The 25592-nt window shown below is 56.6% G+C and carries 27 protein-coding genes; 8 read left to right on the top strand and 19 right to left on the bottom strand.

The window, feature by feature from the left end:
- Positions 1-8: 8 nt before the first annotated feature.
- From VIJ98_RS04435 to VIJ98_RS04405, 7 genes are all read right to left on the bottom strand, one after another.
- A complete protein-coding gene (locus VIJ98_RS04435) occupies positions 9-1535 on the bottom strand; it encodes an FAD-dependent oxidoreductase (RefSeq protein ID WP_323272454.1) in 1527 nt (508 codons plus the stop codon).
- 125 nt (positions 1536-1660) lie between these two features.
- The gene (locus VIJ98_RS04430; RefSeq protein ID WP_323272452.1) at positions 1661-2830 is read right to left on the bottom strand and encodes an amidohydrolase family protein; all 1170 of its coding nucleotides are present in this window, start codon (positions 2828-2830) and stop codon (positions 1661-1663) included.
- Complete coding sequence (locus VIJ98_RS04425) at positions 2823-3596, bottom strand: glucosamine-6-phosphate deaminase (RefSeq protein WP_323272450.1); 774 nt, start codon at positions 3594-3596, stop codon at positions 2823-2825. The genes VIJ98_RS04430 and VIJ98_RS04425 overlap by 8 nt, the downstream gene beginning before the upstream one ends.
- A 1-nt stretch (position 3597) precedes the next feature.
- A complete protein-coding gene (locus tag VIJ98_RS04420) occupies positions 3598-5121 on the bottom strand; it encodes a sodium:solute symporter family protein (RefSeq protein WP_323272448.1) in 1524 nt (507 codons plus the stop codon).
- A 286-nt stretch (positions 5122-5407) separates the two neighbouring features.
- Entirely contained in the window at positions 5408-5710 is a 303-nt protein-coding gene (locus VIJ98_RS04415; RefSeq protein ID WP_008106038.1) for a PsiF family protein, read from the bottom strand.
- Positions 5711-5812: 102 nt separating this feature from the next.
- The gene (gene iraP, locus VIJ98_RS04410) at positions 5813-6067 is read right to left on the bottom strand and encodes an anti-adapter protein IraP (protein WP_008106035.1); all 255 of its coding nucleotides are present in this window, start codon (positions 6065-6067) and stop codon (positions 5813-5815) included.
- A 312-nt stretch (positions 6068-6379) separates the two neighbouring features.
- A complete protein-coding gene (locus VIJ98_RS04405) occupies positions 6380-6523 on the bottom strand; it encodes a hypothetical protein (protein ID WP_008106033.1) in 144 nt (47 codons plus the stop codon).
- 253 nt (positions 6524-6776) lie between these two features.
- Between VIJ98_RS04405 and VIJ98_RS04400 the strand changes: the two genes are divergently transcribed.
- The gene (locus VIJ98_RS04400; RefSeq protein WP_323272445.1) at positions 6777-9857 is read left to right on the top strand and encodes a beta-galactosidase; all 3081 of its coding nucleotides are present in this window, start codon (positions 6777-6779) and stop codon (positions 9855-9857) included.
- On the opposite strand, the gene VIJ98_RS04395 is transcribed toward VIJ98_RS04400, so the two are convergent.
- Positions 9796-11100 (bottom strand): multidrug efflux MFS transporter, encoded by a 1305-nt coding sequence (locus VIJ98_RS04395; RefSeq protein ID WP_323272443.1) that lies wholly within the window; start codon positions 11098-11100, stop codon positions 9796-9798. The two genes, VIJ98_RS04400 and VIJ98_RS04395, sit on opposite strands and share 62 nt — an antisense overlap.
- A gap of 392 nt (positions 11101-11492) precedes the next feature.
- On the opposite strand from VIJ98_RS04395, the gene VIJ98_RS04390 reads away from it, so the two are divergent.
- A complete protein-coding gene (locus VIJ98_RS04390) occupies positions 11493-11744 on the top strand; it encodes a biofilm development regulator YmgB/AriR family protein (RefSeq protein ID WP_008106027.1) in 252 nt (83 codons plus the stop codon).
- Between the two features lie 12 nt (positions 11745-11756).
- On the opposite strand, the gene VIJ98_RS04385 is transcribed toward VIJ98_RS04390, so the two are convergent.
- From VIJ98_RS04385 to VIJ98_RS04375, 3 genes are all read right to left on the bottom strand, one after another.
- A complete protein-coding gene (locus tag VIJ98_RS04385) occupies positions 11757-12074 on the bottom strand; it encodes a hypothetical protein (RefSeq protein ID WP_008106025.1) in 318 nt (105 codons plus the stop codon).
- Positions 12075-12245: 171 nt separating this feature from the next.
- Complete coding sequence (locus VIJ98_RS04380) at positions 12246-12545, bottom strand: I78 family peptidase inhibitor (RefSeq protein WP_008106024.1); 300 nt, start codon at positions 12543-12545, stop codon at positions 12246-12248.
- Between the two features lie 347 nt (positions 12546-12892).
- A complete protein-coding gene (locus VIJ98_RS04375) occupies positions 12893-15481 on the bottom strand; it encodes an EAL domain-containing protein (protein WP_323272441.1) in 2589 nt (862 codons plus the stop codon).
- A gap of 218 nt (positions 15482-15699) precedes the next feature.
- Between VIJ98_RS04375 and VIJ98_RS04370 the strand changes: the two genes are divergently transcribed.
- Positions 15700-16347 carry a CPBP family intramembrane glutamic endopeptidase gene (locus VIJ98_RS04370; RefSeq protein WP_008106020.1) on the top strand — a complete coding sequence of 216 codons (648 nt, stop codon included), beginning with the start codon at positions 15700-15702 and terminating at the stop codon, positions 16345-16347.
- Between the two features lie 41 nt (positions 16348-16388).
- On the opposite strand, the gene VIJ98_RS04365 is transcribed toward VIJ98_RS04370, so the two are convergent.
- Complete coding sequence (locus VIJ98_RS04365) at positions 16389-17120, bottom strand: SDR family oxidoreductase (protein WP_323272438.1); 732 nt, start codon at positions 17118-17120, stop codon at positions 16389-16391.
- A 99-nt stretch (positions 17121-17219) separates the two neighbouring features.
- Between VIJ98_RS04365 and VIJ98_RS04360 the strand changes: the two genes are divergently transcribed.
- Positions 17220-17600 carry a helix-turn-helix domain-containing protein gene (locus VIJ98_RS04360; protein ID WP_154183138.1) on the top strand — a complete coding sequence of 127 codons (381 nt, stop codon included), beginning with the start codon at positions 17220-17222 and terminating at the stop codon, positions 17598-17600.
- Between the two features lie 32 nt (positions 17601-17632).
- Here the strand turns inward: VIJ98_RS04360 and VIJ98_RS04355 are convergent, their stop codons facing one another.
- A complete protein-coding gene (locus VIJ98_RS04355) occupies positions 17633-17800 on the bottom strand; it encodes a hypothetical protein (RefSeq protein WP_258144679.1) in 168 nt (55 codons plus the stop codon).
- Between the two features lie 213 nt (positions 17801-18013).
- On the opposite strand from VIJ98_RS04355, the gene VIJ98_RS04350 reads away from it, so the two are divergent.
- Together VIJ98_RS04350 and VIJ98_RS04345 are read left to right on the top strand one after the other, a co-directional pair.
- A complete protein-coding gene (locus tag VIJ98_RS04350) occupies positions 18014-18184 on the top strand; it encodes a hypothetical protein (RefSeq protein WP_007887091.1) in 171 nt (56 codons plus the stop codon).
- 111 nt (positions 18185-18295) lie between these two features.
- Positions 18296-18529, top strand: coding sequence for a hypothetical protein (locus VIJ98_RS04345; RefSeq protein WP_008106011.1), 234 nt, complete (start codon positions 18296-18298; stop codon positions 18527-18529).
- A 114-nt stretch (positions 18530-18643) separates the two neighbouring features.
- Here VIJ98_RS04345 and yniD read toward each other — a convergent pair whose 3' ends face one another.
- From yniD to VIJ98_RS04320, 5 genes are all read right to left on the bottom strand, one after another.
- A complete protein-coding gene (gene yniD / locus VIJ98_RS04340; protein ID WP_021507251.1) occupies positions 18644-18751 on the bottom strand; it encodes a small membrane protein YniD in 108 nt (35 codons plus the stop codon).
- Positions 18752-18830: 79 nt separating this feature from the next.
- Complete coding sequence (locus VIJ98_RS04335; RefSeq protein WP_061717507.1) at positions 18831-19259, bottom strand: OsmC family protein; 429 nt, start codon at positions 19257-19259, stop codon at positions 18831-18833.
- 62 nt (positions 19260-19321) lie between these two features.
- A complete protein-coding gene (gene lldD, locus VIJ98_RS04330) occupies positions 19322-20512 on the bottom strand; it encodes an FMN-dependent L-lactate dehydrogenase LldD (RefSeq protein ID WP_323272435.1) in 1191 nt (396 codons plus the stop codon).
- A gap of 23 nt (positions 20513-20535) precedes the next feature.
- Complete coding sequence (gene lldR / locus VIJ98_RS04325; RefSeq protein ID WP_154191684.1) at positions 20536-21279, bottom strand: transcriptional regulator LldR; 744 nt, start codon at positions 21277-21279, stop codon at positions 20536-20538.
- Positions 21280-21455: 176 nt separating this feature from the next.
- Positions 21456-22628 carry a cyanate transporter gene (locus tag VIJ98_RS04320; RefSeq protein ID WP_323272433.1) on the bottom strand — a complete coding sequence of 391 codons (1173 nt, stop codon included), beginning with the start codon at positions 22626-22628 and terminating at the stop codon, positions 21456-21458.
- A gap of 87 nt (positions 22629-22715) precedes the next feature.
- Here VIJ98_RS04320 and VIJ98_RS04315 point away from each other — a divergent pair, with 87 nt between their 5' ends.
- Together VIJ98_RS04315 and VIJ98_RS04310 are read left to right on the top strand one after the other, a co-directional pair.
- Positions 22716-23576, top strand: a complete 861-nt coding sequence (locus VIJ98_RS04315; protein WP_154153720.1) for a LysR substrate-binding domain-containing protein — start codon at positions 22716-22718, stop codon at positions 23574-23576.
- An 88-nt stretch (positions 23577-23664) separates the two neighbouring features.
- Positions 23665-25026 (top strand): amidohydrolase family protein, encoded by a 1362-nt coding sequence (locus VIJ98_RS04310; protein WP_154153723.1) that lies wholly within the window; start codon positions 23665-23667, stop codon positions 25024-25026.
- A gap of 163 nt (positions 25027-25189) precedes the next feature.
- On the opposite strand, the gene VIJ98_RS04305 is transcribed toward VIJ98_RS04310, so the two are convergent.
- A complete protein-coding gene (locus tag VIJ98_RS04305; protein ID WP_008105993.1) occupies positions 25190-25387 on the bottom strand; it encodes a hypothetical protein in 198 nt (65 codons plus the stop codon).
- Between the last annotated feature and the right edge of the window lie 205 nt (positions 25388-25592).

Below are 25592 nucleotides of genomic sequence, written 5' to 3'. Positions count from 1 at the left end.
CACCGATTCTACCCCTGATACGCCTCATACAACGCAATACCCTGCGCCAGCGTCATGGGCTGCTGCATCTCCTGCACCAGCGCTGCCGTGAGCGTATACAGCCCGGCAGAACACACCGCCGCAATCATCCCTTCCTGACAATAGAAAGCGATAAACTGCTTATTCTGCAGCGATCCCAGCAATCGGTAATCATCCCACTCTTCCGCATGCCCTAAATACTCATAACGCGTCCCGTAATGCGCAGTCCAGAAGAACGGCACGCGGTCATACAGAATCTGTTTGCCTAACATATTCAGCGCCGCGATGCGTCCTTGTTGATGCGCCACGCGATAGTGCTCAATGCGTTGTGGGCCATGCACCGACGGATAGCTGGCGATATCACCGGCCACCCAGATGTTATCAGCTACGCGCAGCTGGCTGTCGGTAAGCAAACTGCCATCCTCTTCCAGCGGCAGATCGTGGATGAATGTTGTCGCTGGCACCACGCCTGTACCAAACAGCACCAAACTGGCATCGACTTTTTTGCCACTCTTCAGGCGCACCGCATTCACTTTGCCCTCGCCTTCCAGCGCCACCGGATCGCCTTCGACAAACTTCACGCCGTTGCTGCGATGCAGATCGTAAAAATGGCGGCCAATCTCTTCGCCAAACTGTTTAGCAAACGGCAGCGGATGGCGCGCAATCACCGTGACATCAACATCACGATTACGCAGCGATCCCGCCATCTCCATGCCAATAAAACTGTTGCCGATAATCACCAACTGCTCGGTCTTATCGACTTCCTTTAGTAGTTCATCGGCCTGATTGAGCGAGCGCAGCAGATGCACGCCGTCGAGATCTTTACCCGGTATATCCAGCGCTTGCGGCACGCTGCCGCTGGCAATCAGCAGTTGGTCAAACTTCACCTGCTGGCCGCCTTTGAGGATCAGCGTTTGCTCAAGTGATTTGAGCTGCTCGACATCGCCCTGAATCCGCTCCACCGTGCCCAGCACATCCTGCTTCAGCAGCTTCGGTACATCCTCAATCGCCATTTTGCCTGATGGTACAAATTTGCTCACCGCGGTGCGATCGTAAGGTGCAGCCGATTCCCGCTCAATCAGCACGATGTGCCCGCTAAAACCTTCATCGCGCAGCGTCCAGATCGCCGCGCTGCCCGCCGCACCCGAGCCGAGAATCACGCAAACCGGCGACTCGCCTTGTGCAGAAGGCGCGCTGGCGGGCGACATCGCCTGCGGGCTAACCAGCACTTTACCCTGTTCAATGCGCACCGGATAACGCTTCAGATTCGCCAGCGCCAGCGGCTCGCACATCTGACCATCCTGCAGCTGAAATACCGCTTTGTGCCACGGACAGATCAGCTTGTCGCCACACACTGCGCCCTGCTCTAACGGCGCACCGGCATGCGGACATTTGGCCTGAAACGCCTGCACACGCTCATCATCACGAATCAACACCACATCGGTGTCACCGACGGTAAATTTGGTGGGTTTGTGCTGCGCCAGCGACTTGAGTTCCACGACAGTTTGATAGCTCACGTTAGGCCTCCTTTCTTCTGGTTTTTGATGTAAACAGCAAATCCCTACAAAGAGTAAGCCTGGCAAAGCGTGGTGATTTGTCCGCAACAACAAAGCGCAGCGAGAGGTAAGTCGTTGTTTAATCGCTAAAGATAATCTGCGTTTTCACTCCACACCGCAGCGCCTTGCTTCACACAGCCGCGTAATGCCACGCTGCCATCCGGCTGAGCAGCAAGCAGCAACACATCGGCGGGAGCGCCGCAGGCTAGACCTTGCTGCTGCGGTAGATTGAGCTGGCGCGCCGGACGTATGGAGGCCATCTCAATCGCCTGCGCCAGCGTCGCCAGTTGCTGGCGCAGCAGGAAATTCACGCCCTCCAGCAAACCGCGCGCGGAGCCCGCCAGTAGTTGCGGCGCATCGGCGATACTCAGGCGTCCGCTGGCGCTGAGCTGCACGCGGCCACCAATCGCGGTGTCATAGATGCCCGGCGGCTGTCCGGCGAATGAGGTGACGTCACTGACCAGCAGCGCCTGCTCGCCTTTGGCACGCAGGAACACTTTCAGTACGTCCGCCGGCAGGTGATCGCCATCGGCAATCAAGGTGGCCGTCAGCGCATCTTCGGCCAGCTGCTGCCAGATGTAATTGGGATGGCGCGGCAGTTGCAGATGCGCCCCGTTGCCAAGATGGGTGGAGAGCGTCGCACCCGCGTCAACCGCCGCATGAATTTGCTGTGGCGTAGCGGAAGTGTGCCCAATGGCGACGCGCACCTGCTGCGCCACACAATGCTTGATCAGCGCATCGCTGTGCGGCCATTCCGGTGACAGCGTCAGCAGGCGAATATGCTGCTGAGCCGCTTGCTGCCAGCTGTCGAACAGCGCGATATCCGGTGCGCGAATCGCCTCGCGCGGATGCGCACCGCGCGGCCCATCTTCAGGCGACAAAAACGGTCCTTCCAGATGAAAACCGGGCACGGCGCGAGCCACGTCAGGATGATGCTGGCAGGCGCTGGCGAGTCGCTGCATCGCCTGCGCAATCTCCTCCGGCATGGCGGTGATCACCGTCGGCAAAAAGCTGGTGACGCCCTGCTGCCACAGCGCGCGCGTGGCGTGCAGCACATCCTCTTCGCTGAAGGGAAAATGGTTGAAATCGACGCCCTGAAAGCCGTTGACCTGCAGATCGACCAAGCCCGGCGCGAGGATAATCTCCTCTTCCAGTTCGCTCAGCGCGCGCACATCGATAATGGTGCCGTGCTCAATTTCCAGCTCAATCGGTTGCAACGTGCGGTAATCACGGCCGCGCAAAATGAGGTTAGTCAAACGTCACCTCCGGGCAGGCATCGCTGTCGGTATAGAGCGTGCAATCGGCATGCTGGCGCAGACACGTCGCCGGACAGGCGGTGGAGATCGCATCATCAAGCGTTGCCCGCACCGCCGCGCGTTTAGTGGCGCCCGGCACCATGCAGAACAGCCGCGTTCCGCTCATCAGCGCGGGAATCGTTAGCGTCACGGCATGGGTAGGCACCGCAGCGAAAGTGGCGAAACAGCCATCGTTGACCTGCTGCTGGCGGCAGGCATCATCCAGCTGCACTACTTTCACAGTGAAAGGATCGCTGAAGTCGGCCACCGGCGGATCGTTGAAGGCTAAATGGCCGTTCTCGCCAATGCCGAGACATACCGCATCAATCGGAGCGGCATTAAGTTTTTTAGCGTAATCCGCACAAATCATGGCAGGATCGCCGCAAGAGGGGATCAAATTAACTTCGCCAGGCTGCACCACATCAAAAAGTTTCTGGCGTAAAAAGTGGCTAAAACGCTGTGGCGCATCCGCCTCCAGCCCGATGTACTCATCCATATGGAAGGCGTGAATACGCGACCAGTCGATATCTTTCGCCGCAACCAGCGCGGCGAGAAACTCATTTTGCGAAGGCGCGGCGGCAAACACCATGCGCACCACATGCTGTTTACTCAGCCGTTGACGCAGAAACGCGGCCACATCCTGAGCCGCATCCGCACCCAACGCCGCGCGGCGGGCGAAGCGTTTGATGTGTAAGCGATCTCGGGTTCCCTGTTGTAATAGCGTCATGTTATCCCTCCTGAGAGACGTTGCTTTTGTGCGCCCAGCGCTGTGCGGCGGGCGCATCCTGATCCTGATTGAGTGCATTCAGCAGCTGATCCACTTCCGGACGAACCGGCGCGCGGCGCAACCAGCCCATCACCACAAACAGCACCAGTGAAGACATCACTGGCGCGGCCACCACGGTGGCGGTGCTGACATCGGTAAAGATGAATTTCACGCAAAAGAAGGTGCCGACGCCAATCGCCCAACTCACCAGTGCGGCGGCGCTGCCGCTGCGACGAAACGCCGGCAGCAAACCCAATAACATCGGAATGGAGATTGGACCGACCAAGCCGCCAAACCAGATGATCAGCAGCGACAGCACGCCACCGAAATGGCTGGCGTTCATGGCAATCACCAGCGTGGTGATAATGAAGAGAAAAGCGGTGAGCCGCGCTACCAGCAGCGAACTCTTACCGCGCTGAAAGCGTTTTGGCAGCATGCCGGGCAGGATATCGCGCGTCACCACGGCGGTAATGGCGTTGGCATCCGAAGAGGTCATCGACAGCGTGTGAGTAAACATCGCCACCAGCACCAAACCGACCAAGCCATTCGGCAGCAGTTCCATCGCCATCATCGAATAGGATCGCGACGGATCGCTAAGGTTGGGAAACAGCAGCGGCGCCGCCCACATTGGCCAGAACAGAATCAGCGGCCAGATCAGATAGAGCGCGGCGGAGAGACGCGCCGCTTTGCGCGCATCGCGGCCAGCGGGCGCGGCAATAAAGCGCTGAGCCAGATTCCAGGTGCCGCCGTTGTAGCTCAGCGTGTAGATGACAAAATAGGCGAGAATAAAGCCGATGCTGTACGGCTCCTGAATGATCTGCGTGTGGGTTGACGGCAGCTTCTGCCAGATGGTGAACAGCTCAGCAAAGCCGCCGAGATGCACCGCCACCGCTACCACCATCACAATCGCGGCGACAAACTGCACCACGAACTGGCCGAAATCGTTACAGGCATCTGCCCACAATCCGCCCATCACGGTGTAAAACAAACTCAGCGCGCCGGAAACACAGATGCCAATCAGCGGATCGAGTCCGGTGAAGACGTTAATTATCACCGCAATTGCCGCCCACTTCGCGCCAACGTCAAAGGTTTTCAGCAACACCCCGCTCCACGCCAGCACCATTTGCGTGGGCAGGTTGTAGCGCGTGGCGATATATTCCATCGGCGATTCGATGTTCATATAGATACGCAAGCGCGCCCAGCGCGGCGCGAACAGGCGAGAACCGATCAACACCGCGATAGCGATGGGAAACGCCCACCAAAAGTAGATGGTGATGCCCATGTTGTAGGCCACCGCCGCATAGGCGACAAACACCGCCGCGCTGTAGCCCGACATATGATGCGACACGCCCGACAGCCACCACGGCATTTTGCCGCCGGCGGCAAAGAAATCACGCGTGCTGCCCACCTTGCGCATCGCCCACAAGGTTATAGCCACAATCATCAGCGCATAAAGCGCCATCACAGCATAATCAAGCACATTCATAGCAGACTCCACAGGTAAAGGCTGCCCAACGAACGGTCCGGCTTCGCGGGGATTAGGCGTTCAGAATAATTAGTCATTATTTAGGATTAAAGCATCCTGGCAGCGTTATCGGTGCAGTTTTGTGATGAGGATCCTGATATGAGTTTTTCCTCTGACGTGATAAGTAAAATTAAATACCACTGCGCTGCAGCTTACAGCAATAAAAAAAGGGTTCACGCTAAACATGACCCCTTATTACTTTTCACGCAGGTTTGATTTAATAAAACGGGGCTAACCGTTAATTAAATCAGCTTTTCTTCAAGCACGAACTCATAAACGTTTTACGTGCATCGCCGGTGAGCTTTTTATCGCCCGCATCAGCATTACAGGTTTTCATCTTCATTTGTTGCGGCGTCATGTTGCCCATTTTGCTGTCTTTTTTCAGGCAGTCACTCATAAAGCTTTTACGCGCATCACCTTTCAGATTTTGTGTACCGGCGCTCTGGTTACACATGGTCATTTTTTCCTGCTGTGCGGTTTTCTCTGCCGCACTCGCACCGCCTGCGATCAGCAAGCCTGCTGTCATTATTGCCAAAAGACACGATTTCATTACCGGATTCTCCATAGCATTATTGCCACCTAAGCATGGCACGGAATAAGCAAATACGAGAAATCGATAATGACATTCGCCTGAAAAAACAGGCGATAGCCGTTAAACGCGGGGATGATGCAGCAACTTCTCTACGTAATTACGCAACATGGTGGTATCGGGCGTTTCAGCAGCGGGGGCGACGGGCGGCATGGCTAATTTAATAGCGGCCTCAATGTCGTGGAATTGTTCGGGATTCAGTTTGCGCAGCATCGCGGTTAACACGATTTCTAACGCCTCAACCTGAACCACTAATTCTTTAGACTCTTCTTCTTTTTCAGCCAGCTTTAGAAGGAGTTCCGCAATCAGGTTTTTCATGCGACAAGCTCAATGAGAGAAGAAAAACAGACGTTAGCATTGCGCTGAATAAAACAACAAGGATTTTTAAGGGTTTTCAGAAAAAAACAGCCAAACGGCAGAATAAAAAAACCGGCTAGATTTCAATATGTAATAGCGAAACGTTTCACTGGACGCTTAAAGATTTATTGAAACGTTTCGCTTACCTATACCCTAAATAATTCGAGTTGCAGGAAGGCGGCAAGTGCAATCATCCTCAGGAGCTTACTTTAGTAAGTGACTGAAGGTGAATGCACGCAGCCAACGCACCTGCAGCTTGAAGTATGACGGGTATTAATGCGGGCCCATAAATCCGCGTCCCGGACCGCCACCACCATGACCGCCGCCCCAACCGCCGCCGCCCGGAGGTGGGAAAATACAACCGCTCAGCGCGGTGACCAGTGCCACAACTGCGGCGATTTTAATAATACGGACCATAATTACCTCGGAATGGTGAAATCGGGCTGAGTGTATGAGGCCGCATCGGGCGCGACAATACAGAATTCTCCGCAACACGGCGCTATTCATCTCTGCTCACCACGCTTAACAATTCACTGGCACTAAAGCAGCAAAAACATCACACAGGCGGCGTCGATTGATGCCAACATGCTGCGCAAAATTGCTGTCGAGCGCTTTACAGCCGGTGCAATTTCGCGCAATGTGAGCGCATTACAATAAATGAGATCTCATCATGAGCTTATCTGCTGTATCCCTGAGTGAAATTCTGGCGCGCCGTGACTGGGAAAACCCGGTGATCACCAGCCTTAATCGGCTGGATGCGCATCCGCCGTTTGCCAGCTGGCGCGATGAAACCAGCGCGCGCGACGATCGCCCTTCGCCTTCGCGCCAGTCATTAAATGGCCAATGGACCTTCAGCTACTTCACGCAGCCTGAAGCGGTGCCGCAAAGCTGGCTGCTGCAGGATTTGCCCGGCGCCGATGCCCTGCCGGTGCCTGCCAACTGGCAGTTGCACGGTTTTGACGCGCCAATTTATACCAACGTGCAGTATCCGATTCCGGTCACGCCGCCTTTGGTTCCGCAAGAGAATCCCACCGGATGTTACTCGCTCACATTCAAAATCGATGCTAACTGGCTGCAACAGGGCCAGACGCGCATTATCTTCGATGGCGTGAATTCGGCCTTCTTCCTGTGGTGTAACGGCCAGTGGATCGGCTATTCGCAGGACAGTCGCCTGCCCGCCGAATTTGATCTCAGCAACGCGTTGCAGCCCGGCCAGAACCGCTTAGCCGTGATGGTGCTGCGCTGGAGCGATGGCAGCTATCTGGAAGATCAGGATATGTGGCGCATGAGCGGCATCTTCCGCGATGTCAGCTTGCTGCATAAGCCGGAAACGCAACTGGCCGATGTGCAGATCGAAACCGCGCTGAGCCCGGAATACCTGCGCGGCGATCTGCGCGTTAGCGTCAAAATCCAGGCTGGCGATCGTCAGCCCGCACAATGCCGCTTGCGCGTCAGCTTGTGGCGCGGCGAGAACTGCATTGGCGAGCAGGAACAGGCACCTGGCAGCGACATCATCGACGAACGCGGACATTATCCTGAACGCGCCCTGCTGATCTTGCCGGTCAACCAGCCGCTGCTGTGGAGCGCCGAAACGCCACATCTCTATCGCGCGGTGGTGGCGCTGCTGGATGAAAATGGCAATGTGCTCGAAGTCGAAGCTTATGACGTGGGTTTCCGCCGCGTCAGCATTGAAAAAGGGCAATTGTGCCTGAACGGCAAGCCGCTGCTGATTCGCGGTGTGAACCGCCATGAACATCACCCGGAAAACGGTCAGGTGGTGGATGAAGCCAGTATGCGCCGCGACATCGAGCTGATGAAGCGCCACAACTTCAACGCCGTGCGCTGCGCGCACTACCCTAATCATCCGCTGTGGTATCGCCTGTGCGATCAGTACGGTTTGTATGTGGTGGATGAAGCCAATATCGAAACGCACGGCATGCAGCCAATGAACCGTCTTTCCAGCGACCCGCGCTGGTTCGCCGCCTACAGCGAGCGCGTCACGCGCATGGTGCAGCGCGACCGCAATCATGCCTGCATCATTATCTGGTCGCTGGGCAACGAATCCGGTCACGGCAGCACGCATGATGCGCTCTATCAATGGGTGAAAAGCAGCGATCCAACGCGTCCGGTGCAGTACGAAGGCGGCGGCGCCAACACGGCCGCCACCGATATCGTCTGCCCGATGTACGCGCGCGTCGATCAGGATCAGCCTTTCCCAGCGGTACCCAAGTGGTCGCTGAAAAAGTGGATTGGTCTGCCGGGCGAAACGCGTCCACTGATCCTGTGCGAATACGCGCACGCAATGGGCAACAGCTTTGGCGGTTTCGCTAAATACTGGCAGGCCTTCCGCCAGTTCCCACGCTTGCAGGGCGGTTTCGTCTGGGATTGGGTTGATCAAAGCCTGACGCGCTATGACGATCACGGCGAAGCCTGGCAAGCCTACGGCGGGGATTTTGGCGATACGCCCAACGATCGCCAGTTCTGCATGAACGGGCTGGTTTTTGCCGACCGCTCCCCGCATCCGGCGCTGTTTGAAGCCCAGCGCGCGCAGCAGTTCTTCCAGTTTCAACGTGACGCTAACAATGCGTATCGCTTTACCGTCAGCAGCGAATATCTGTTCCGCCGCAGCGATAACGAAGTGCTGCGCTGGTCGATTGAGCAGGATGGCGTTGCCATCGCCAGCGGTGAGCTGCCACTCGATCTCGCCGCACAAGGCAGCCAGACGTTTACGCTGCCGGCGAGGGAAGATTTGCAGGGCAACGCGTGGCTAAATCTCGCGGTGCATCAGGTCAACGCCACGCCGTGGTCCGAAGCGGATGCGCGCGTTGCCTGGGATCAGTGGCCGCTGCCCGCTGCGCTGCCGGTGCGCGTTATAGAGACCGGTGCCACCGCGCCGGAACTGATCGCCAATCACGATCTGGTGGCGGTGGTGCTGCCGCAGCAGCGCTGGCACTTCTCGCGCCGCAGCGGCGAGCTGGTGCAATGGTTTGTCGATGATGAAGAAACCCTGCTCACGCCACTGCAGGAGTGCTTTATTCGTGCACCGATTGATAATGATATCGGTACCAGCGAAGCCGCCAATGTTGATCCCAATGCGTGGGTCGAGCGCTGGAAGCGTGCGGGCTACGATGAGTTGGATGCGGTGTTGGTGGATATGCAGGTCGATAGCCTGAAACACAGCGTGCTGATTGAAACCTGGCATCAGTGGCACGCCAACGGCCAACTGGCTTTCACCAGTCACAAACGCTATCAGATCAGCGTTAACGGTGAGTTGTCTATCAGCGTCAATGTGGAACAGGCCGCCGGTCTGCCGCCGCCGGCACGCATCGGACTGCGCTGCCATCTGGTCAAGTCGCCGCAGCAGGTGAGCTGGCTTGGTTTGGGCCCACACGAGAACTATCCGGATCGCCAGCTGGCGGCGCAGTTCTCACGCTGGCAGCTGCCGCTGGCGGCGCTCAACACCGCGTATGTGTTCCCCGGTGAAAATGGCTTGCGCTGCGGCACGCGTCAGTTACAAAGCAATGGCTTGCAGGTGAGCGGTGATTTCGCCTTCTCGCTCAGTCGCTTCAGCCTTGAACAACTGCGTGCGACCTCGCATCGTCACTTACTGCAGCCAGAGGATGGCTGCTGGCTGCACCTCGACGGCTTCCACATGGGCGTCGGCGGTGATGATTCATGGAGTCCAAGCGTTAGCCCGGAGTTTTTGCTTTCTCAGCAGCGCTGGCACTACGCGCTGACGTTGCGTCAGTAGGTTTTTCCACACTTTCACGCTGGCTCACAGGTGGAGTCAGCGTGGTTTTCGGGCGGCGATAGAAGCGGCGCAGGAAGGTCACGTTGACCAACACCACCATCGCCGTGGCGAAGAACACCCAGCGATAGCCGGTTGCCGCAGATACCGCCGCGCCCAGCAGCGGACCCGCCACATTCCCCAGGTACATAAACGATTGGTTGTAGCCGAAAATGCGTCCGGTGACGTTATCGCGTGAATGCCGCACCAGCAGCGTTTGCACCGCTGGCATCATCGCGCCATCAGCAAATCCCAGCAGGAAACGCAGCACGCCCAACTGCGTCGCGCTGGTGACAAACGACATCGCCACCAGCAGCAGCAACGACACAATCATGGTGGCGATCAAAATGCGCTGCGTGCCAATACGATCGCCGAGCTTACCCAGCCGTGGCGCGGAGATCAGCGCCGATACGCCTGGCAATGCGGCAATCACCCCGCTGAGAAACGCGATATTCTGCGCATTCGGTGCCAACTCGCGCACAAACAGCGTCAGGATCGGATTCACCGAGCCGTTACACATCTGAATCACCATGGTGGTGAAGAACAGGCAGATCATTAAGCGCGGATTATCGAGGCTGCGAAACACTTCGCGCCCGCTCAACTTATCCTGCTTGCTGACCGGCGTATAACCGGTCTCTTTTATCAGGAACAAGGTGACAAGGAAGCTCACCATCAGCAGCACCGCCGTGACGATAAACACCATGCGCAAACCGAGCCAATCTGCCAGCAAACCGCCAATCATCGGCCCGAGGATTACCCCGCTGATCTGCCCGGTAGAGACACAACTCAGCGCCCAGCCGCTGCGTTCGCGCGGTACCTGCGCCGCCACCAGCGCCATCGCATTGGGAATATAGCCGGAAGTGAGGCCCATTAGCGCGCGCAGCAGCAATAGCTGCCACGCCTGGGTGACAAACGCCTGTAGCAGAATCACCGCGCCCATGCCGAATGAGGCGCGCAGTAGCATCAGCTTGCGCCCTTTGCGGTCGGCAAGGCTGCCCCACAACGGCGCGACGGCGGCAGAGACAATGAAGGTGACGCTGAAGGTGAGCCCAGACCAAACGCTGAGCGCATTACCGCCACGAATCCCGAGTTCTTCAACGTACAGCGGCAGGAAGGGAATGATCTGACTGATGGCGAGACCGGTAAAAAAGCAGCCAAACCAGACGGATATCAGATTAACTTTCCAGGACTCGATGGAGCGTAACATGGGCGCGGGCATCAGAAGAATGAAACGAGGGTTCAGTCTAACAATCTCATAACATTACCGGACGGCAAAACATGGCATGGGCGAAAAAACGCAGTTTTACACTGTCGAGCGTGATTCTGCTCACAGCAAATCATGTCAGAGGGCCGTTTTTTAGTGTCTTTATGTGCTGAAACAATGCCTGCCGCAAGATAAGCGCATCGCGACTGCAGGCAAACGTGAAAAAATATGTCTACACGTTACTGACAATATTCCACACCGCATCTATGTTTAAAAAACCACCAGTCATCACTGGCGACGCGCTGTCTGTTCTGGACAGTCCGCATGATTAACCTTTATTTCCCCATGCTGCCATTATCCGGCGGTGGGCATCGTTGTCTCTGCGGAGGTCAGCTATGAGAACCCAGCCAAACAGCGCCAGTCGGGCGATTACCGACTACTTCAATAGCCCAGCCTGGCATGCACCGCATGAGAGCGACATGTTGGCGGCGATCATGCGCGAACTGATGGATGACGGACAGCCTGCCACCAGCAAAGCGATTATTGCGCGCGTGATTGATAAGCTGGAATTTGAAGGGGATGAACAGCAGCTGCAAAGCTATCGCAACTTACTGGCAAAACTGCTGGAATCGGGGCCGCAAAACTAGCGGCCCACGCCATTATTTTACTGTACGCAGATGGTCGGCTTCGCTGACAAACGCCTTACCGCTTTGACGCTGGTACAGGCAGAGTTCGCGCCCGACCTGGTTCTTCATATGCTTCTGCGGATAGCGACCTTCCAGCAGTAACGCATCAAAGCCCACGCTATCGTCATACTGAATCGGCTTGCCCACCACTTTCACTGACTTCAGGCCGCTGGCCTTGAGACAGCTTTGCTGCATGTTCTTGTCGTTTTGCTGCCACGCCGCTTCGCTCGATGCCTGCGCCAGCGGGCTTAACATCAGCGTTAACAGCAGCAATTTTGCACTCTTTCTCATCATCACTCCTCTATCAGCCTTACAGGCCGAAAGATAAAAAAATTCCCGCCGAAGCGGGAAGAAATAAGACGAGCATTGCATATTCGAGAGTGACGAGGAAATCTCCGTAGTGCGCAGTTATCCTCGCCCGGCGCTGTGACAGCCAGATGACAATGCAATGTCGTTTTGGTGTTATCCGCAGTAAACCCGGGAAATCTTACCGCTTTGATCCGCTGCGAAATTTATGCGGCGCAGATTGAAATCCATCGTTACCGCTGAATTCCACGGAATGGCGCGCACCGGCACCGCGAAGCGTTTGCTGTCGAGTGTTGATAATGGCTGACCAACGTAGTTTTGATATTGCGATGCGCCGCACTGATCGGTTTCCGGATCGTGGCTGGCAGCAGCGCTGGTGTCAGGTTTGCTGGCGGACTGGCAGGCGCTGAGGGCAAATAAGGCCGTTACCAGTAGCGCTTTTCCATAATGGGTCACAAGTTTCTCCTCCTGGATTAATAGACAACCGGTTTTTGAGAGTAGCAAAGCGTGACCGTGAAGCGGAAATATTTACAGCAGATTGGTCGCATAAATTCGCTCTAAAGCACGATCTTCCTCTCAAAAGTTAGGATTAATCGCACGCACTGTCTAAACATCACGCGTCGGAACACTACAATTAACTAAGAATTTTCTTAGTTAGGAGGCGTTATGGAACTGGTGATTTTTGTTGGCTTCGCGGCGCTGATGACGTTTGTTGCGATCAGAGTGCGTTAATAAGCCACCGCACATTTCGTAGCGGCGCGATTTATCGCGCAATGAATTGCGCCGCTACAATGTGTGCAAAATTAATTGACGGTTTCCTCTTCCTGCAACCGCGCATTAAACGCCGCCAGCGGCATAGGTCGGCCAAGGAAATATCCCTGCCCTTCTTCACACGACAGCGCTTTTAGCTCTTTCAGCTGTGCTTCGGTTTCAATCCCTTCTGCGGTAATGGTCAGCGCAAACGCGCGTGCCAGACCGACAATACCCGCGACCACCGATTGCGCCTGCTGTGATTCCGGAAACTCCTTCATCCATGAACGATCGATCTTCAGACCGTTGAACGGGAAGGTTTTCAGATAACCCAACGCCGCATAGCCGGTACCAAAATCATCCACCGTCAGCCGCACGCCAAGCGCACGCAGGCCTTGCATGATCTCCAGCGCGCGATCCGGATTTTCAAAAGTGACGTTTTCAGTGATCTCCAGTTCCAGCCGCGTAGCCGGTAATCCACTCACCTCCAGCGCATGCGCCACGCGCTGCACCAGATCGTTATTGCGAAACTCAACCGGCGAAATGTTGACGGAAACATAGCGCTGCTCGCCCCAGTCGCGGGCGTCCACGCATGCACGCATCAGCACCCAATCGCTGATCGCCGCAATCAGGCCGTTCTCTTCCGCTAACGGAATAAAGCGATCGGGCGTGATCCATTGATCGTCGGCTATCTGCCAGCGAATCAGCGCTTCCGCACCGGCCAGTTGCCCACTTTGTAGCTGATAGCGCGGCTGATAATGCAGCGTGAAGGCGTGATTGTGCAGCGCAGCTTCAATCGCCTGCACCATATCGCGTTTTGACTGCAGATGGTTCGCCATATCGCTGGAGTACCACACCCACTGATCGCGTCCGGCACTGCGCGCCTGAGCAAGCGCAATATCGGCCAGGCGTAACAGCGCTTCCGGATGCGCCGCATCCTGCGGTGCCGAAACGATGCCCATGCTGGCGGTAAGGCTGATCTGATGCGAGCCGCTGATGATCGGTTGATGCACCATGCGCTGCAGCGCACGACAGCGGTATTCCACGCCAGCGCGCGTGCTTTCGCGCAGCAGCAAAATAAAGGCATCGCCGCCGAGCCGAGCCGCCAGTTCATTCGGCGCCAGCAGGCTTTTCAGCCGTTTCGAGATCTCATTCAGCACCTCATCACCAACTGCGTGGCCCCACGTATCATTGATCGGTTTGAACTGATCGAGATCGAAACTGATGACAAACAGCGGATCATCTTCGCTAACGCTCTCCAGATAGGCGGTTAAAAACTCCTGCAACTGCATGCGGTTGGCGAGGCCGGTCAGCATGTCATGACGTGATAGAAACTGAATGCGCGCTTCAGCGTCCACTTCGTGGGTGATATCCGATACCGTGCCGCGAAAACCCGAGCGCAGGCCGTTACGCCGAATGGCTTTCGCCATTAACTGCCCAATGCGTCGCTCGCCGTTGGCCGACATAAACTGGCAGCGCAGCGGCACGTGCTGCACCTCTTCACCCTGGCGCATCAGCCACGAGACCAGGGAATGGCTGGGATGACTCAGCAGTTGATCGAGCGGACGCCCCATCCAGCTTTTCACTTCATGGCCGGTGACAGCAGCAAAGCGCGAGGAGAGATAACAAAGACGGCCCTGATCGTCGATTTCCCAGATCCAATCCGAGGCTGCTTCCGCCAGATCGCGAAAACGCTCTTCGCTGTTGGCTAATTCACGCTGGCTGATCGCTAGCATTTCAAAGCGCCGATCGGAGATCACCGCATTATGCAGCGCATGACGCAGCACGCGACGCGTCACCAGCGCCACCGCCAGCGCGGTGAACAGCAGCAGCGGCATCATCAGCCAGATCACGCCGAAACCCGGATTTTTTGGCTGCCAGCGCAGCACCAGCGGTTCGCCCTGCAGCACCGGCTCCACCAGCCGTGGCTCAAACAGCGCATCGTTTAAACCGCTGGCGATACGCGGTTCAATCACATTCAGGGATTTGCCCAACGCTTGCAGTTTGTCTGGGCTGAAAATGTTAACGAACACCATCACCGAAGCGGGGCCGGGAATCGTTGGCAAATCCGGCACTTTGCCCGGCGTAATCGGCGCGGCCACCAGAATGGCCGGATGATTCTCCACCTTGGCATTGCGTGCCACGGCATCATGCAGCGAACGTGCCGTGCTTACTAAAAGGTCACTTTGTGCACCTAACCAGCTTTCTAACGTGACATCGGATAATTTGCCGCGAATCACCGCGTAACGGGTTTTTCCCTTGCCATCCACCACGAACACGCCATCGTAGTGATACTCCTTGTAGAGACCCGGACCAAAGTTCTCTTCGTCCCACGCCCAAACCTTGTTGACCGTCAGATGCAGGTTTTTCCAGCCTTCGCCCCAGTTTGCGTAATCGCGCGCATCGACGATCATCTCCTGCTGCTGTTGCTGCCACGCCTGACGCAGCAAATTGGCATCCTGCTGGATGGCGTCGATATTTTGTCGATGGGCGATAACCAGCACCATCACCACCGAGAGAAGCAGCACGCCAAACAGCAGCGAGGACAAGGTGCGCAGGCTGCGCCGCGTTACCCGTACCGTGTGTGCTTCCATGTTGGCCCTGGCGGCCAGTGCCGCGTGCCGGTGAAACTCAGAATTCATGCGCAATGCTCGCGAAATACAGGCAGCAAAAAAGGCGGATGACAACGCAGACTGCGCACATCTCCACCCTGTAAGGGTTTGAAAGGTTATCGGCCCCGAGTGCCGCAGATTTAGTCTTGTTGGTGGAATATTTGAGCAGCGCAAATGTGCAGCACGCCACCTCGACAGCGATGATCGGCGTTGCTACTATGCGCTCTCCTCTGCTCGCTGAGTCGCCTATGGACACCCAATCCGACAAAGTTACGTTGACGCTGTTTTACGTTGGTAGCTTTGTGGTCTATTACCTTGTGACCATGTTGGTTACGCTGTTTCCCAATTACGGGATGCTGCGCACCAACGGCTTGCTGATGCCGGTGCTTTGCCTGGTGGAGTTTGCGGTGATCTATCCGCTGTACCGTTTTTACTGCCAGCGTCGCAGCGATATTCCGCTGGGATATGTGCGCCCAATGCAGGCGCTGCTATTTATCGGTTTGCTGTTTGCATTGATGGTGGCGCAGACGCAGTTTCTGCAACCGGAAGGCTGGCTGATTGCGCAATCGCAGCAGGGACGCAGCTCGATGCTGATTCTGCTGCTCACCGCTGTATTGCTGGCGCCGGTGTTTGAAGAAGTGCTGTTCCGCGGATTTTTACTGCAAGGTTTTCTGCTGTGGGCGCCGAGAAGTCGTTTTGCCTGCATGCTGCTCACTTCCCTGCTGTTCGCCGTGATGCACACTCAATATGTGCACTGGGAAACGCTGGTCGCCTTAACGCTGTTTTCCCTGCTGCTGTGCTATGCGCGTTTGCGCAGTAATAGTCTGGCGCTGCCGATTTTCCTGCACACGCTGAATAATTTGATCGCTATCCTGCCCGCCTGGTATTTCGCCTGATCAAGCAAAAACAGCCATCCTGAGATGGCCGTGAATGATCCTCACACCTGCGTCAAACCGCCATCCACACAGATTTCTGCGCCTGCAATGTAGCTGCTCTCGTCACTGGCGAGGAACAGCGCGACGTTGGCCACTTCTTCGGGTTTGCCCATTCTGCTGAGCGGAATAGTGCTGGTGATGCCGTTGCGCACCTCTTCAGAAGCCGCCTGCATCATATCGGTATCGATCGGGCCGGGCGCCACCACATTAATACGGATGCCGCGCGCGGAGAGCTCGCGCGTCCAGGTGCGGGCAAAGGATCGCAGCGCGGCTTTGCTGGCGCTGTAAACGCCGTAACCCTGGGTGCCAATCACATCGGCAATCGAACCAATCAATACCACGCTGGCGCCGGGTTTCAGCAGTGGCAATGCTGCCTGCAGGGCAAACACCGGCGAGCGCACATTGAGGCCGAAGATTTGATCAAAATGCTCAGCGCTAATCTCATCAATGGTGGCGTACTCCGCCATGCCGGCGTTGATTACTAACACATCCAGCTGGCCGGATTCGCGCCTGATCGTCTCGATAATGCGCGTCAGTTCATTCTGCTGGCTCACGTCGGCACGCAGCGGATGCGCGTTGCCGGTGATGCTGCTGCTGGCGGCCTGTAACTCTTCATCGCGGCGCGAAGTAAACCAGGTAGTCGCGCCCTCACTGGCAAAACGCTGGCTGATCGCCAGACCAATTCCCTTTGCGCCGCCCAGCACCACCGCCACTTTATTATCCAGTCTGCTCATCTGCTCTCTCCTGTTTGGGTAGAAAGGCGATGGTATATATTTTATACTTAATAACAATTACGCACTTTGTTTATACCAGATATCGCGGAGTATATCGCCATGGCGGAGATCGACGGTAACAGCTTGAGAGATGTAGGAAAAACCCGGCCGGTGCTGGAGCACATCACCAATAAATGGTCAATTTTAATTCTCACCGTGCTTTGTACTAAGCCGTCGCGTTTCAATGAGATTCGTCGTCGGTTGGATGGCATCACTCACAAAGCTTTGGCGGATGCGTTAAAGCGGCTGGAGCGCAATGGGCTGGTAAATCGTGAAGTGTTAAACACAGCACCAATCGGTGTGGAATACAGCCTGACGCCGCTGGCGCAGACGCTGCAACAACCGTTTATCGCGCTGTATGACTGGGCGCTGGAGCATGGTCCATCACTGGAACGCGCGCAGGAAGAGTACGATCGCACCCACGCAGATGAGCCCGCGTAGGGTCGCCATTCATGGCGACCGCAGGCAAAAAATTACTCTTTTTCCGCTTCGAAATGGTTTTTGAACTGCTCGTAGATCGAAATCATGTTAGAAGCATCACCCTGCAGCGGGCTCAGTTTTCCGGCGCGCACCAGTTCAATCACCAGCTGCAAGGCGGCTTGTTTTGGGTTGCTGGCTGGCTGGGCAATTTCGTTCGACATGTTAACTCACTCATCGTTTTTATCAGGGCCGCATAGTTTAGCCCAGATTGAGCTACGGTTGCGCGCCGCGATGCGTATAATCTTGCAAGCCGGACACGAAAGCCGCTCAGGGTGATAATTGACTCTCAAGGCGTTTAGCTATACTGGATCAAAAAAAGGGAACGACCAGCCACACATTCCGTACCAGCGAGAAGGTGTTAAAGGAGTCTGATTATGCTGATTGGTTTTGTTTTGTTAGTGAGCGCGTGTGGGCATGATGCCTGTGATGCCTTACCGGTTTCGGAGCGTATCTATCCGACCAAAGTGGCCTGTGAGCAAATGGCCGATCGCATCCATAAAGTCCGGCCAAACGTGGTCTTACTTTGTGGCGAAGTGCACCGTTAATTCGGTGCCAGTTTTATTACAGTCGCGCAAATATTAGCCAAACGGCATTGCAAGAATGGGTTGTAGCGTTCAAAATATAAGCTGCTTTTCACTATCACCGTTGTGAATCCAATGAAAACATCTCGCCCCCGTCGTCCAAACGGACGCTGGGTTTACTACATTTTGTATGATGGCATTCTCTGGCCCTGCCCCGTACGTTGGGAATGGGAAAGCGGCTTCGGCGGCTGGCTGCCATTCTATTTCTCGCCTACTTTTGAGTTCGTGGCGGGCGATCCACGCAAGGCCTATCGCATTGCGCGCAGCAGCGTGCGTAACGTACGCCAGACAGACGGTGAGTTCGCCTGATTGATTAGCCGATCTGCCATGGGAACCACGACGCCGTGAGCAGATAATGCAGTAACTCCAGTACCAAAATCACCATCACTAACACACCAAGCTTGTGACTGCTGATCCACTCTTTCATCCCCATATCATCGCCGCCCAGCGAATTAGCATCAGCGCCCCACAGATGCACAACAGCACCACGATCATTTTCCAGTGTTTGGTTGCAGCCAGTTTTTTTGCCACGCATCCTCCAGACGACAGAAAGCAACGATGCGCCCTAAGGCGCACCGTTGATTCTAACGCTGGTCACCCATTTGGGCGATTATTTATTCAGCGTGTAGTCGAGCGTGATTTCAGCATTCAGTACCTGAGAGACCGGGCAGCCCGCTTTGGCTTTCTGGATAATCTCATCAAACTTCGCCTGCTCAATGCCGGGTAACACGATGGCGCTGGTCAGTGCGATTTTAGTAATGGCAAAACCGTCGCCCTTTTTATCCAGCGACACATCAGCGGTGGTATCAATGCTTGTTGGCGGATGTCCTTCATTGCCCAACATCAATGACAACGCCATGGAGAAGCAAGCGGCATGCGCGGCACCAATCAGCTCTTCCGGGTTGGTGCCCTTTTCGCCTTCAAAGCGGGTATTGAAACCGTAGGGTTGATTGCTCAACACGCCGCTTTCGGTACTTACCGTACCTTTGCCTTTAATGTCGCCTTCCCAATGGGCCGATCCTTTCTTATGAATGGTCATGTCATTCCTCCTGTTGTGTTCGACAGGTACTGAGTATAGACAACATGACTCATTCTGCTGGATTAGCTCACCGCGCGAGGACGTGCCGGACTCAAGCCCGCCTCGCTCAACAGCGCGTTAGGCTGCACCAGCGAAGCCTGGGTAATCTCTTTGATCGATTTCGCGCCGGTCAGCGTCATCGCCACTTTCATCTCTTTCTCAATCAAATTGAGCAGATTTTCAACGCCGCGCTGACCGTGCGTTGCCAGCGCATAGACAAACGCGCGTCCCAGCAGCACGCTGTCAGCACCGAGAGCGATCATGCGCACCACATCCAAGCCGCTGCGAATGCCGCTGTCGGCGAGAATCGTGATATCGCCTTTTACCGCATCGGCAATTGCCGGTAATGCGCGCGCCGACGACAGCACGCCATCCAGCTGACGCCCGCCGTGATTCGACACCACAATGCCATCGGCACCAAAACGCACCGCATCGCGCGCATCTTCCGCATCAAGAATGCCTTTGATCACCATCGGGCCATCCCAGAATTCACGAATCCACTCCAGATCTTTCCAGGAAATCGACGGATCGAAGTTGTTTGCCAGCCAGCCGATGTAATCTTCCAGCCCGGTCGGTTTGCCGAGATAAGTGGAGATATTGCCGAGATCGTGCGGACGGCCATGTAAACCGACGTCCCACGCCCATTGCGGATGCGTTGCCGCCTGCCAATAACGACGCAGCGGCGCATTTGGGCCGCTCATGCCGGAGTGCGCATCACGATAGCGTGCGCCCGGCGTCGGCATATCGACGGTGAACACCAGCGTGGTACAGCCGGCGGCTTTGGCGCGCTCCAGCGCATTGCGCATAAAACCGCGATCGCGCAGCACGTAGAGCTGGAACCACATCGGACGATTAATCGCAGGCGCCACTTCTTCTATTGGGCAAACTGACACGGTGGAAAGCGTAAACGGAATCCCTTTCAGCGCCGCCGCGCGCGCCGCCTGCACTTCGCCACGTCGCGCATACATGCCGCATAAGCCGACCGGCGCTAATGCCACCGGCATCGACAGGGTTTCGTTGAACAGTTTGGTTTCGAGGCTCAACTCCGACATGTTTTTCAACACCCGCTGGCGCAGCGCCACGTCGGAGAGATCGGCGACATTGCGCTTTAGCGTGTGCTCGGCGTAGGCGCCGCCATCCAGATAGTGAAACAAGAACGGTGGCAAGATGCGTTGCGCCGCGGCGCGATAGTCACTGGCAGCAGAAATGATCATCCCTTATTTTCCTTGTGCAGAGGTCATTGGTGGCCCGGCAGACGCGTAATGCGCGCCTGGCGCGCCTCATCTTCATGCAGGGTTTTCATGGTGGTGTGAACAAAACCGAGGTGATCCATCGCCGCCTGGCGCGCCGCTTCCGCGTCACCGGCCATCACCGCATCAAATATCGCCTGATGCTGTTCGTTAAGACGATTGAAAATCACCGGTTGGGTATACATGCGCTGGCGGCTGTGCAGCACCGAAGATTGCAGCAGATCGAAAAAGCCGCGCATGGTCTGCAGTAGCACCACGTTGTGCGAGGCTTCGGCGATGGCGAGATGAAAACGCAGATCGGCCTGCGCCGCGAGATCGGCATCGTCACTTTGCTTTATCTTCAGCAATGCATCAAAGGCGAAGCTCAGCTTCTCTTTATCGGATTCGGTGGCGCGCAACGCCGCATGCCACGCGGTGCTGGCTTCTATTGCGTGGCGCGCTTCGAGGATGTCGTAGCGGTAATCAGGATCCTCCGCCAGCAGCTGACGAATCGGCTCAACAATGCGCTGTTCCGACCACGGCTGTTGCGGCTGACGCAGCCAGGTGCCGCCGCCGCGTTTACTGATTAATACGCCGCTACTGATCAGTTGCTGAATCGCCTCGCGCAGTGACGAGCGCGACGAACCGAACTCCGCCGCCAGCGCGCGTTCGGATGGCAGGCGCATGCCCGGCTCCAGCTGATGCTCTGTGATCCAGGCGCAAAGCCGCGCCCGCAGCGTGTTTTCCGTCATCGCATTATCCTGTGTGAAGCACGCCCGTCACGCTGAATTGGTAGGACCAAAATGCAGCGTGGCGGGCTTCGTGGAGGAGAATGGTTAATGCTTTGTTATTTCGATGCAACGAAACGGGCGGGATTTTTCATTTTATGTGACGACGCGGCCACAATTGCGCCATGCGGTAGGACCAATTACGCCGTAGTCCGACCAAAGGCCCGACCATAACTTCGTGGATGAAAGCGCAGGTTCAGCACGATCAGCCCAACCGTCACCGCCGTCTGCATTAGCCAGACGCTGGAGAAACTGTGGGTCAACGCCTGCAGTTGACCGGCGATAAACGGCATGCAACCCGCGATGATAAAACCTGCGCCCTGCATAAATGCCACCAGCCGCGCACCGGCCTGCGGATGCGGCAGGTGATCGAGCGCCAGCACCATCGCCAGCGGAAACGCCGCGCCCAGTCCAAATCCGGCAATTGCCGCCCACAACCACGGCGCGAACAGCGGGGCAAACAGAAAACCGCTCATGCCGATCAGCTGGCAAACCAGGCTGATAATCAGCTGCGGACGCCGATCCGCCTTGCGCGCCAGCAGTGGCATCAGCAGCGCACCCGCAACCTGACACAGAATCATCGCACCGAGCAGCGATCCGCCAGCCTGCGGCGACCAGCCAAGATGATGATAAGCATCCGGCAGCCAGGCAACACAGGTGGCGTAACCGCCGTTCACCAGGCCAAAACTGATCGCCAGCGTCCAGGCGCGCGGCGTGCGCCACAATGACGGCAGCGCAACGTTTTCCGTGCTGGCTGCGGTTGGCACGCGCACATACAACCACAATCCAATCGCCAGCAGTACCGGCAGCGCCCAGCCGGTTAGCGCCAGCGACCAGCCAAAATGATCGCTCAGCCACGGCGATAGCGCCGCCCCCAAACCGCCGCCGCCCATCAACGCGCCTGCCCACAATCCGGTGACTGGCGCGCTGCGCTGCGCAAAGCGCTGACGAATCAGGCCCGGCATCGCCATCTGCACCACGCCCACGCCGAGCCCGCCAAACAAGGCGCTAACCACCAGCCAACTGCCGCTGTGGATCACGCCACGCGCCGCCAGCGCCAGCAGCAGCAGCGTCAATCCGGCCAACAGTAAGCGTTGCAGCGGCACACGCTGCATCAGCGAAGCGCTCAGCAGCGCGACCGCGCCCATCATCACCATCGGTACCGCAGGCAGCAGCGAGGCCGCCAGTGAAGAGAGTCCCATCGTCTGGCGAAGCTGGCCGAGTAATGGACTAATAGAAGTGAGTAACGGTCGCATATTCAGCCCAGCCAACACCAAAGCGCCGAGCGTTAATCCGTCATAATGTCGATTCATACACAATCCTGCTGCAAAGAGATTGTCAGCATCGCAGTAGTGGTTACTATTTGGAAATGAAATAACACCATAACGACCAGTGGAAAAATGAATCGTCAGCCGATGTTTACCCCGCAGCAACTGCTGAGTTTTGTCGCAGTGTGCGAAACCGCCAGCTTTACCCGCGCCGCCGATCGCGTGCATCTGTCGCAATCCACCGTCAGCCAGCAGGTGCGTCGGCTGGAAGAGATGATCGGTAAACCATTGCTGCAGCGCACGTCGCATCAGGTGGCACTCACTGAAGAGGGCGAGAAACTGCTGGGCTATGCGCGCCGCATCATCGCGCTGAATGGCGAAGCGCACGACGTGCTGAGCGACAAATGGCGTGACGGCGTGCTGCGCCTCGGCGTGCCGGAAGATTTCGCCGCGCCAACCGCCGGTTTGCTGGCCGAATTCAGCCGCGAACATCCGCAACTGCGCCTCGATGTGACGAGCGGCATGTATGTCGATCTGCATCGCGCCTGGCAGCGCGAGGAGTTAGATATCATGCTGATCAAACAGCCGGGCGGCGAGCGTCCGCTGGCTGCGCGCCCCGAGCCGCTGCTGTGGCTGGACAGCGCCGCACATCCCTGCTTTGAGCAAACGCCGGTGCCGCTGGTGGTATTCCCGCAGCTCGGTTTGTATCGTGAAGAGATGGCGCAGACGCTGGATAGCCTTGGCCGCAGCTGGCGCATCAGCTACAGCAGCTCCAGTTTGGTGGCGCTCGCCAGCGCCAGCGCTGCCGGATTGGGCTTAACGCTGCTGCCCGCCAGCTGCCGCTTGCCTGAACATCGCGTATTAGGCGAAGCCGATGGTTTACCCAGCATCAACCATTTTGAACTGGCGCTGTTTTGCCGTGCGCCGCAGGACGATCTGCAGCAGGCGTTGGCCGCCGCGCTGGTGACCTTTTGTCAGCTGCAGTGGCAGTGATTTTTCCACTGCTAACCAGTGGCAAATATCGCAGCGCGCTGCGTTGAGTTTTGCCAGATTAAGCGTTTCTCATTTGATGGAACCTCTGATGCAACTGACCTCTCCCAGCCGTCGCGAATTCCTTAGCCTGACCGCCGCCGGTAGCCTGCTGGCCGCCGGCATCAGCTACGCTGCACCCGCTTCACCGCTGCTCGCCAACAGCACGCAGCCGCACACGCCGCCACCGCGTGTTGCCCATTACCAACTGCTCAATGTCCGCCTCGAAGAGGGCTTTGAGCGCGACGGTAAAGAGGTGATTGCCACGCGCACCGCGCTGTACGACATCACCATCAAAGACGGCACTTTTGCGGCGATTGATGCCGCAGGCAAAGCGCGCAACGCCGCCTTGCCACAATGGGATGCCAACGGCGCCCTGCTGCTGCCGCGCACCCGCGACATGCATATCCATCTAGACAAAACCTTTTACGGTGGCCCGTGGGAAGCGCCGCGTCCGCGCCAGGGCAAAACCATCATGGATATGATTGCGCGCGAACAGGTGCTGATCCCGCAACTGCTGCCGACCTCGCAGGCGCGTGCCGAAGCGATCATTGGCTTGCTGCACAGCAAAGGCACCACCGAAGCGCGCAGCCACTGCAATATCGATCCGGTCAGCGGCCTAAAAAGCCTTGAGCACCTCAAGCTGGCGCTGGCGAATCATCCGGAATTCCCGTGTGAAATCGTTGCCTTCCCGCAGCACGGTTTACTGCACTCGAAAGTCGATGGCCTGATGCGTGAAGCGATGCAGATGGGCGTGCAGTTTGTCGGCGGACTTGATCCCACCAACGTGGATGGCGCAATGCAGGCATCGCTGGATGCGATGTTCCAGATCGCTCTCGATTTCCAGCGCGGCGTGGATATCCATCTGCATGAAACCTCGCCATCCGGCGTGGCGGCGATCCAGTACATGATCGATACCATCGCGAAAAATCCGCAGCTGAAGGGCAAAGTGACGCTGAGCCACGGATTTGCGCTTGGCACGCTGGAAGGCAAAGCGCTGGATCAGATGATTGCCGGCATGGCAGAGCAGCAGATGAGCGTGGCCTCGACCATTCCGATTGGCAAACTGACCATGCCGCTGCCGCAGTTGCAGGCGGCGGGCATCACGGTGATGACCGGCACCGACAGCGTGATCGACCACTGGTCACCGTTTGGCACCGGCAGCATGCTGGAAAAAGCCAACTTGTACGCGCAGCTGTATCGCGGTTCCGATGAGTTCGGCTTGAGCCGCGCGCTGCATATCGCCACCGGCGGGATTCTGCCGCTATCGAATCAGGGCGAACGCCAATGGCCGAAGGTCGACGATGAAGCCAGTATGATGCTGGTCGATGCCAGCTGCTCCGCCGAAGCCGTCGCCCGCATCTCCCCGGTACGCGCCACCTTCCACCGCGGATTGCCCGTATTCAGCGCCTGATATTCCCCGATACGCATTAACGCGCATCTTGCACCATCCGTAGGGTCGCCATTCATGGCGACCGTCTCAAAATCCGCACCGCACCAACAAAAAAGCCTCCGTAAGGAGGCTTTACGTACGACATAAACAGGGCGGCATGCGCACACCCGATGAGTGCTGGATTTTACGAAAGCATCTGAATCGCCAGCGCGTACAGCCGCTGGTTTTCATCGTCACTGACAGGCTCTTCTTCCGCATAACAGGCAATCATGGAACTCACTTTATCCGAGGATAAGGTTTCTCCATGCACATGCAGCGTTAACACGGCGCGGCCGACGATTTTCAGAATGTCTTCGTTTTGTCCCTGGACAGAATGACTCAAAATGACCTCTGAAATATTATGGGTTTTTAATAATTAGCCAAATGGCGCGCTAAATATAAAGCAAATCAGCCATTCGTTTTAATCAGAATTTTACCTAACCGCAGCCATTCATTAGCGAGACACCTCTAAAAAGGGTACCAAAAAGCATGATAACAGTTGTTTCATAACGCTAATTCTCCCTTTTCGTTAAAGATGTCTTTTTTTA

Source organism: Pantoea sp. S18, from assembly GCF_045689705.1.
In the GTDB taxonomy this organism is placed as follows: Bacteria; Pseudomonadota; Gammaproteobacteria; order Enterobacterales; family Enterobacteriaceae; genus Pantoea; species Pantoea symbiotica.
This window is presented reverse-complemented; position numbering and strand designations above follow the sequence as displayed.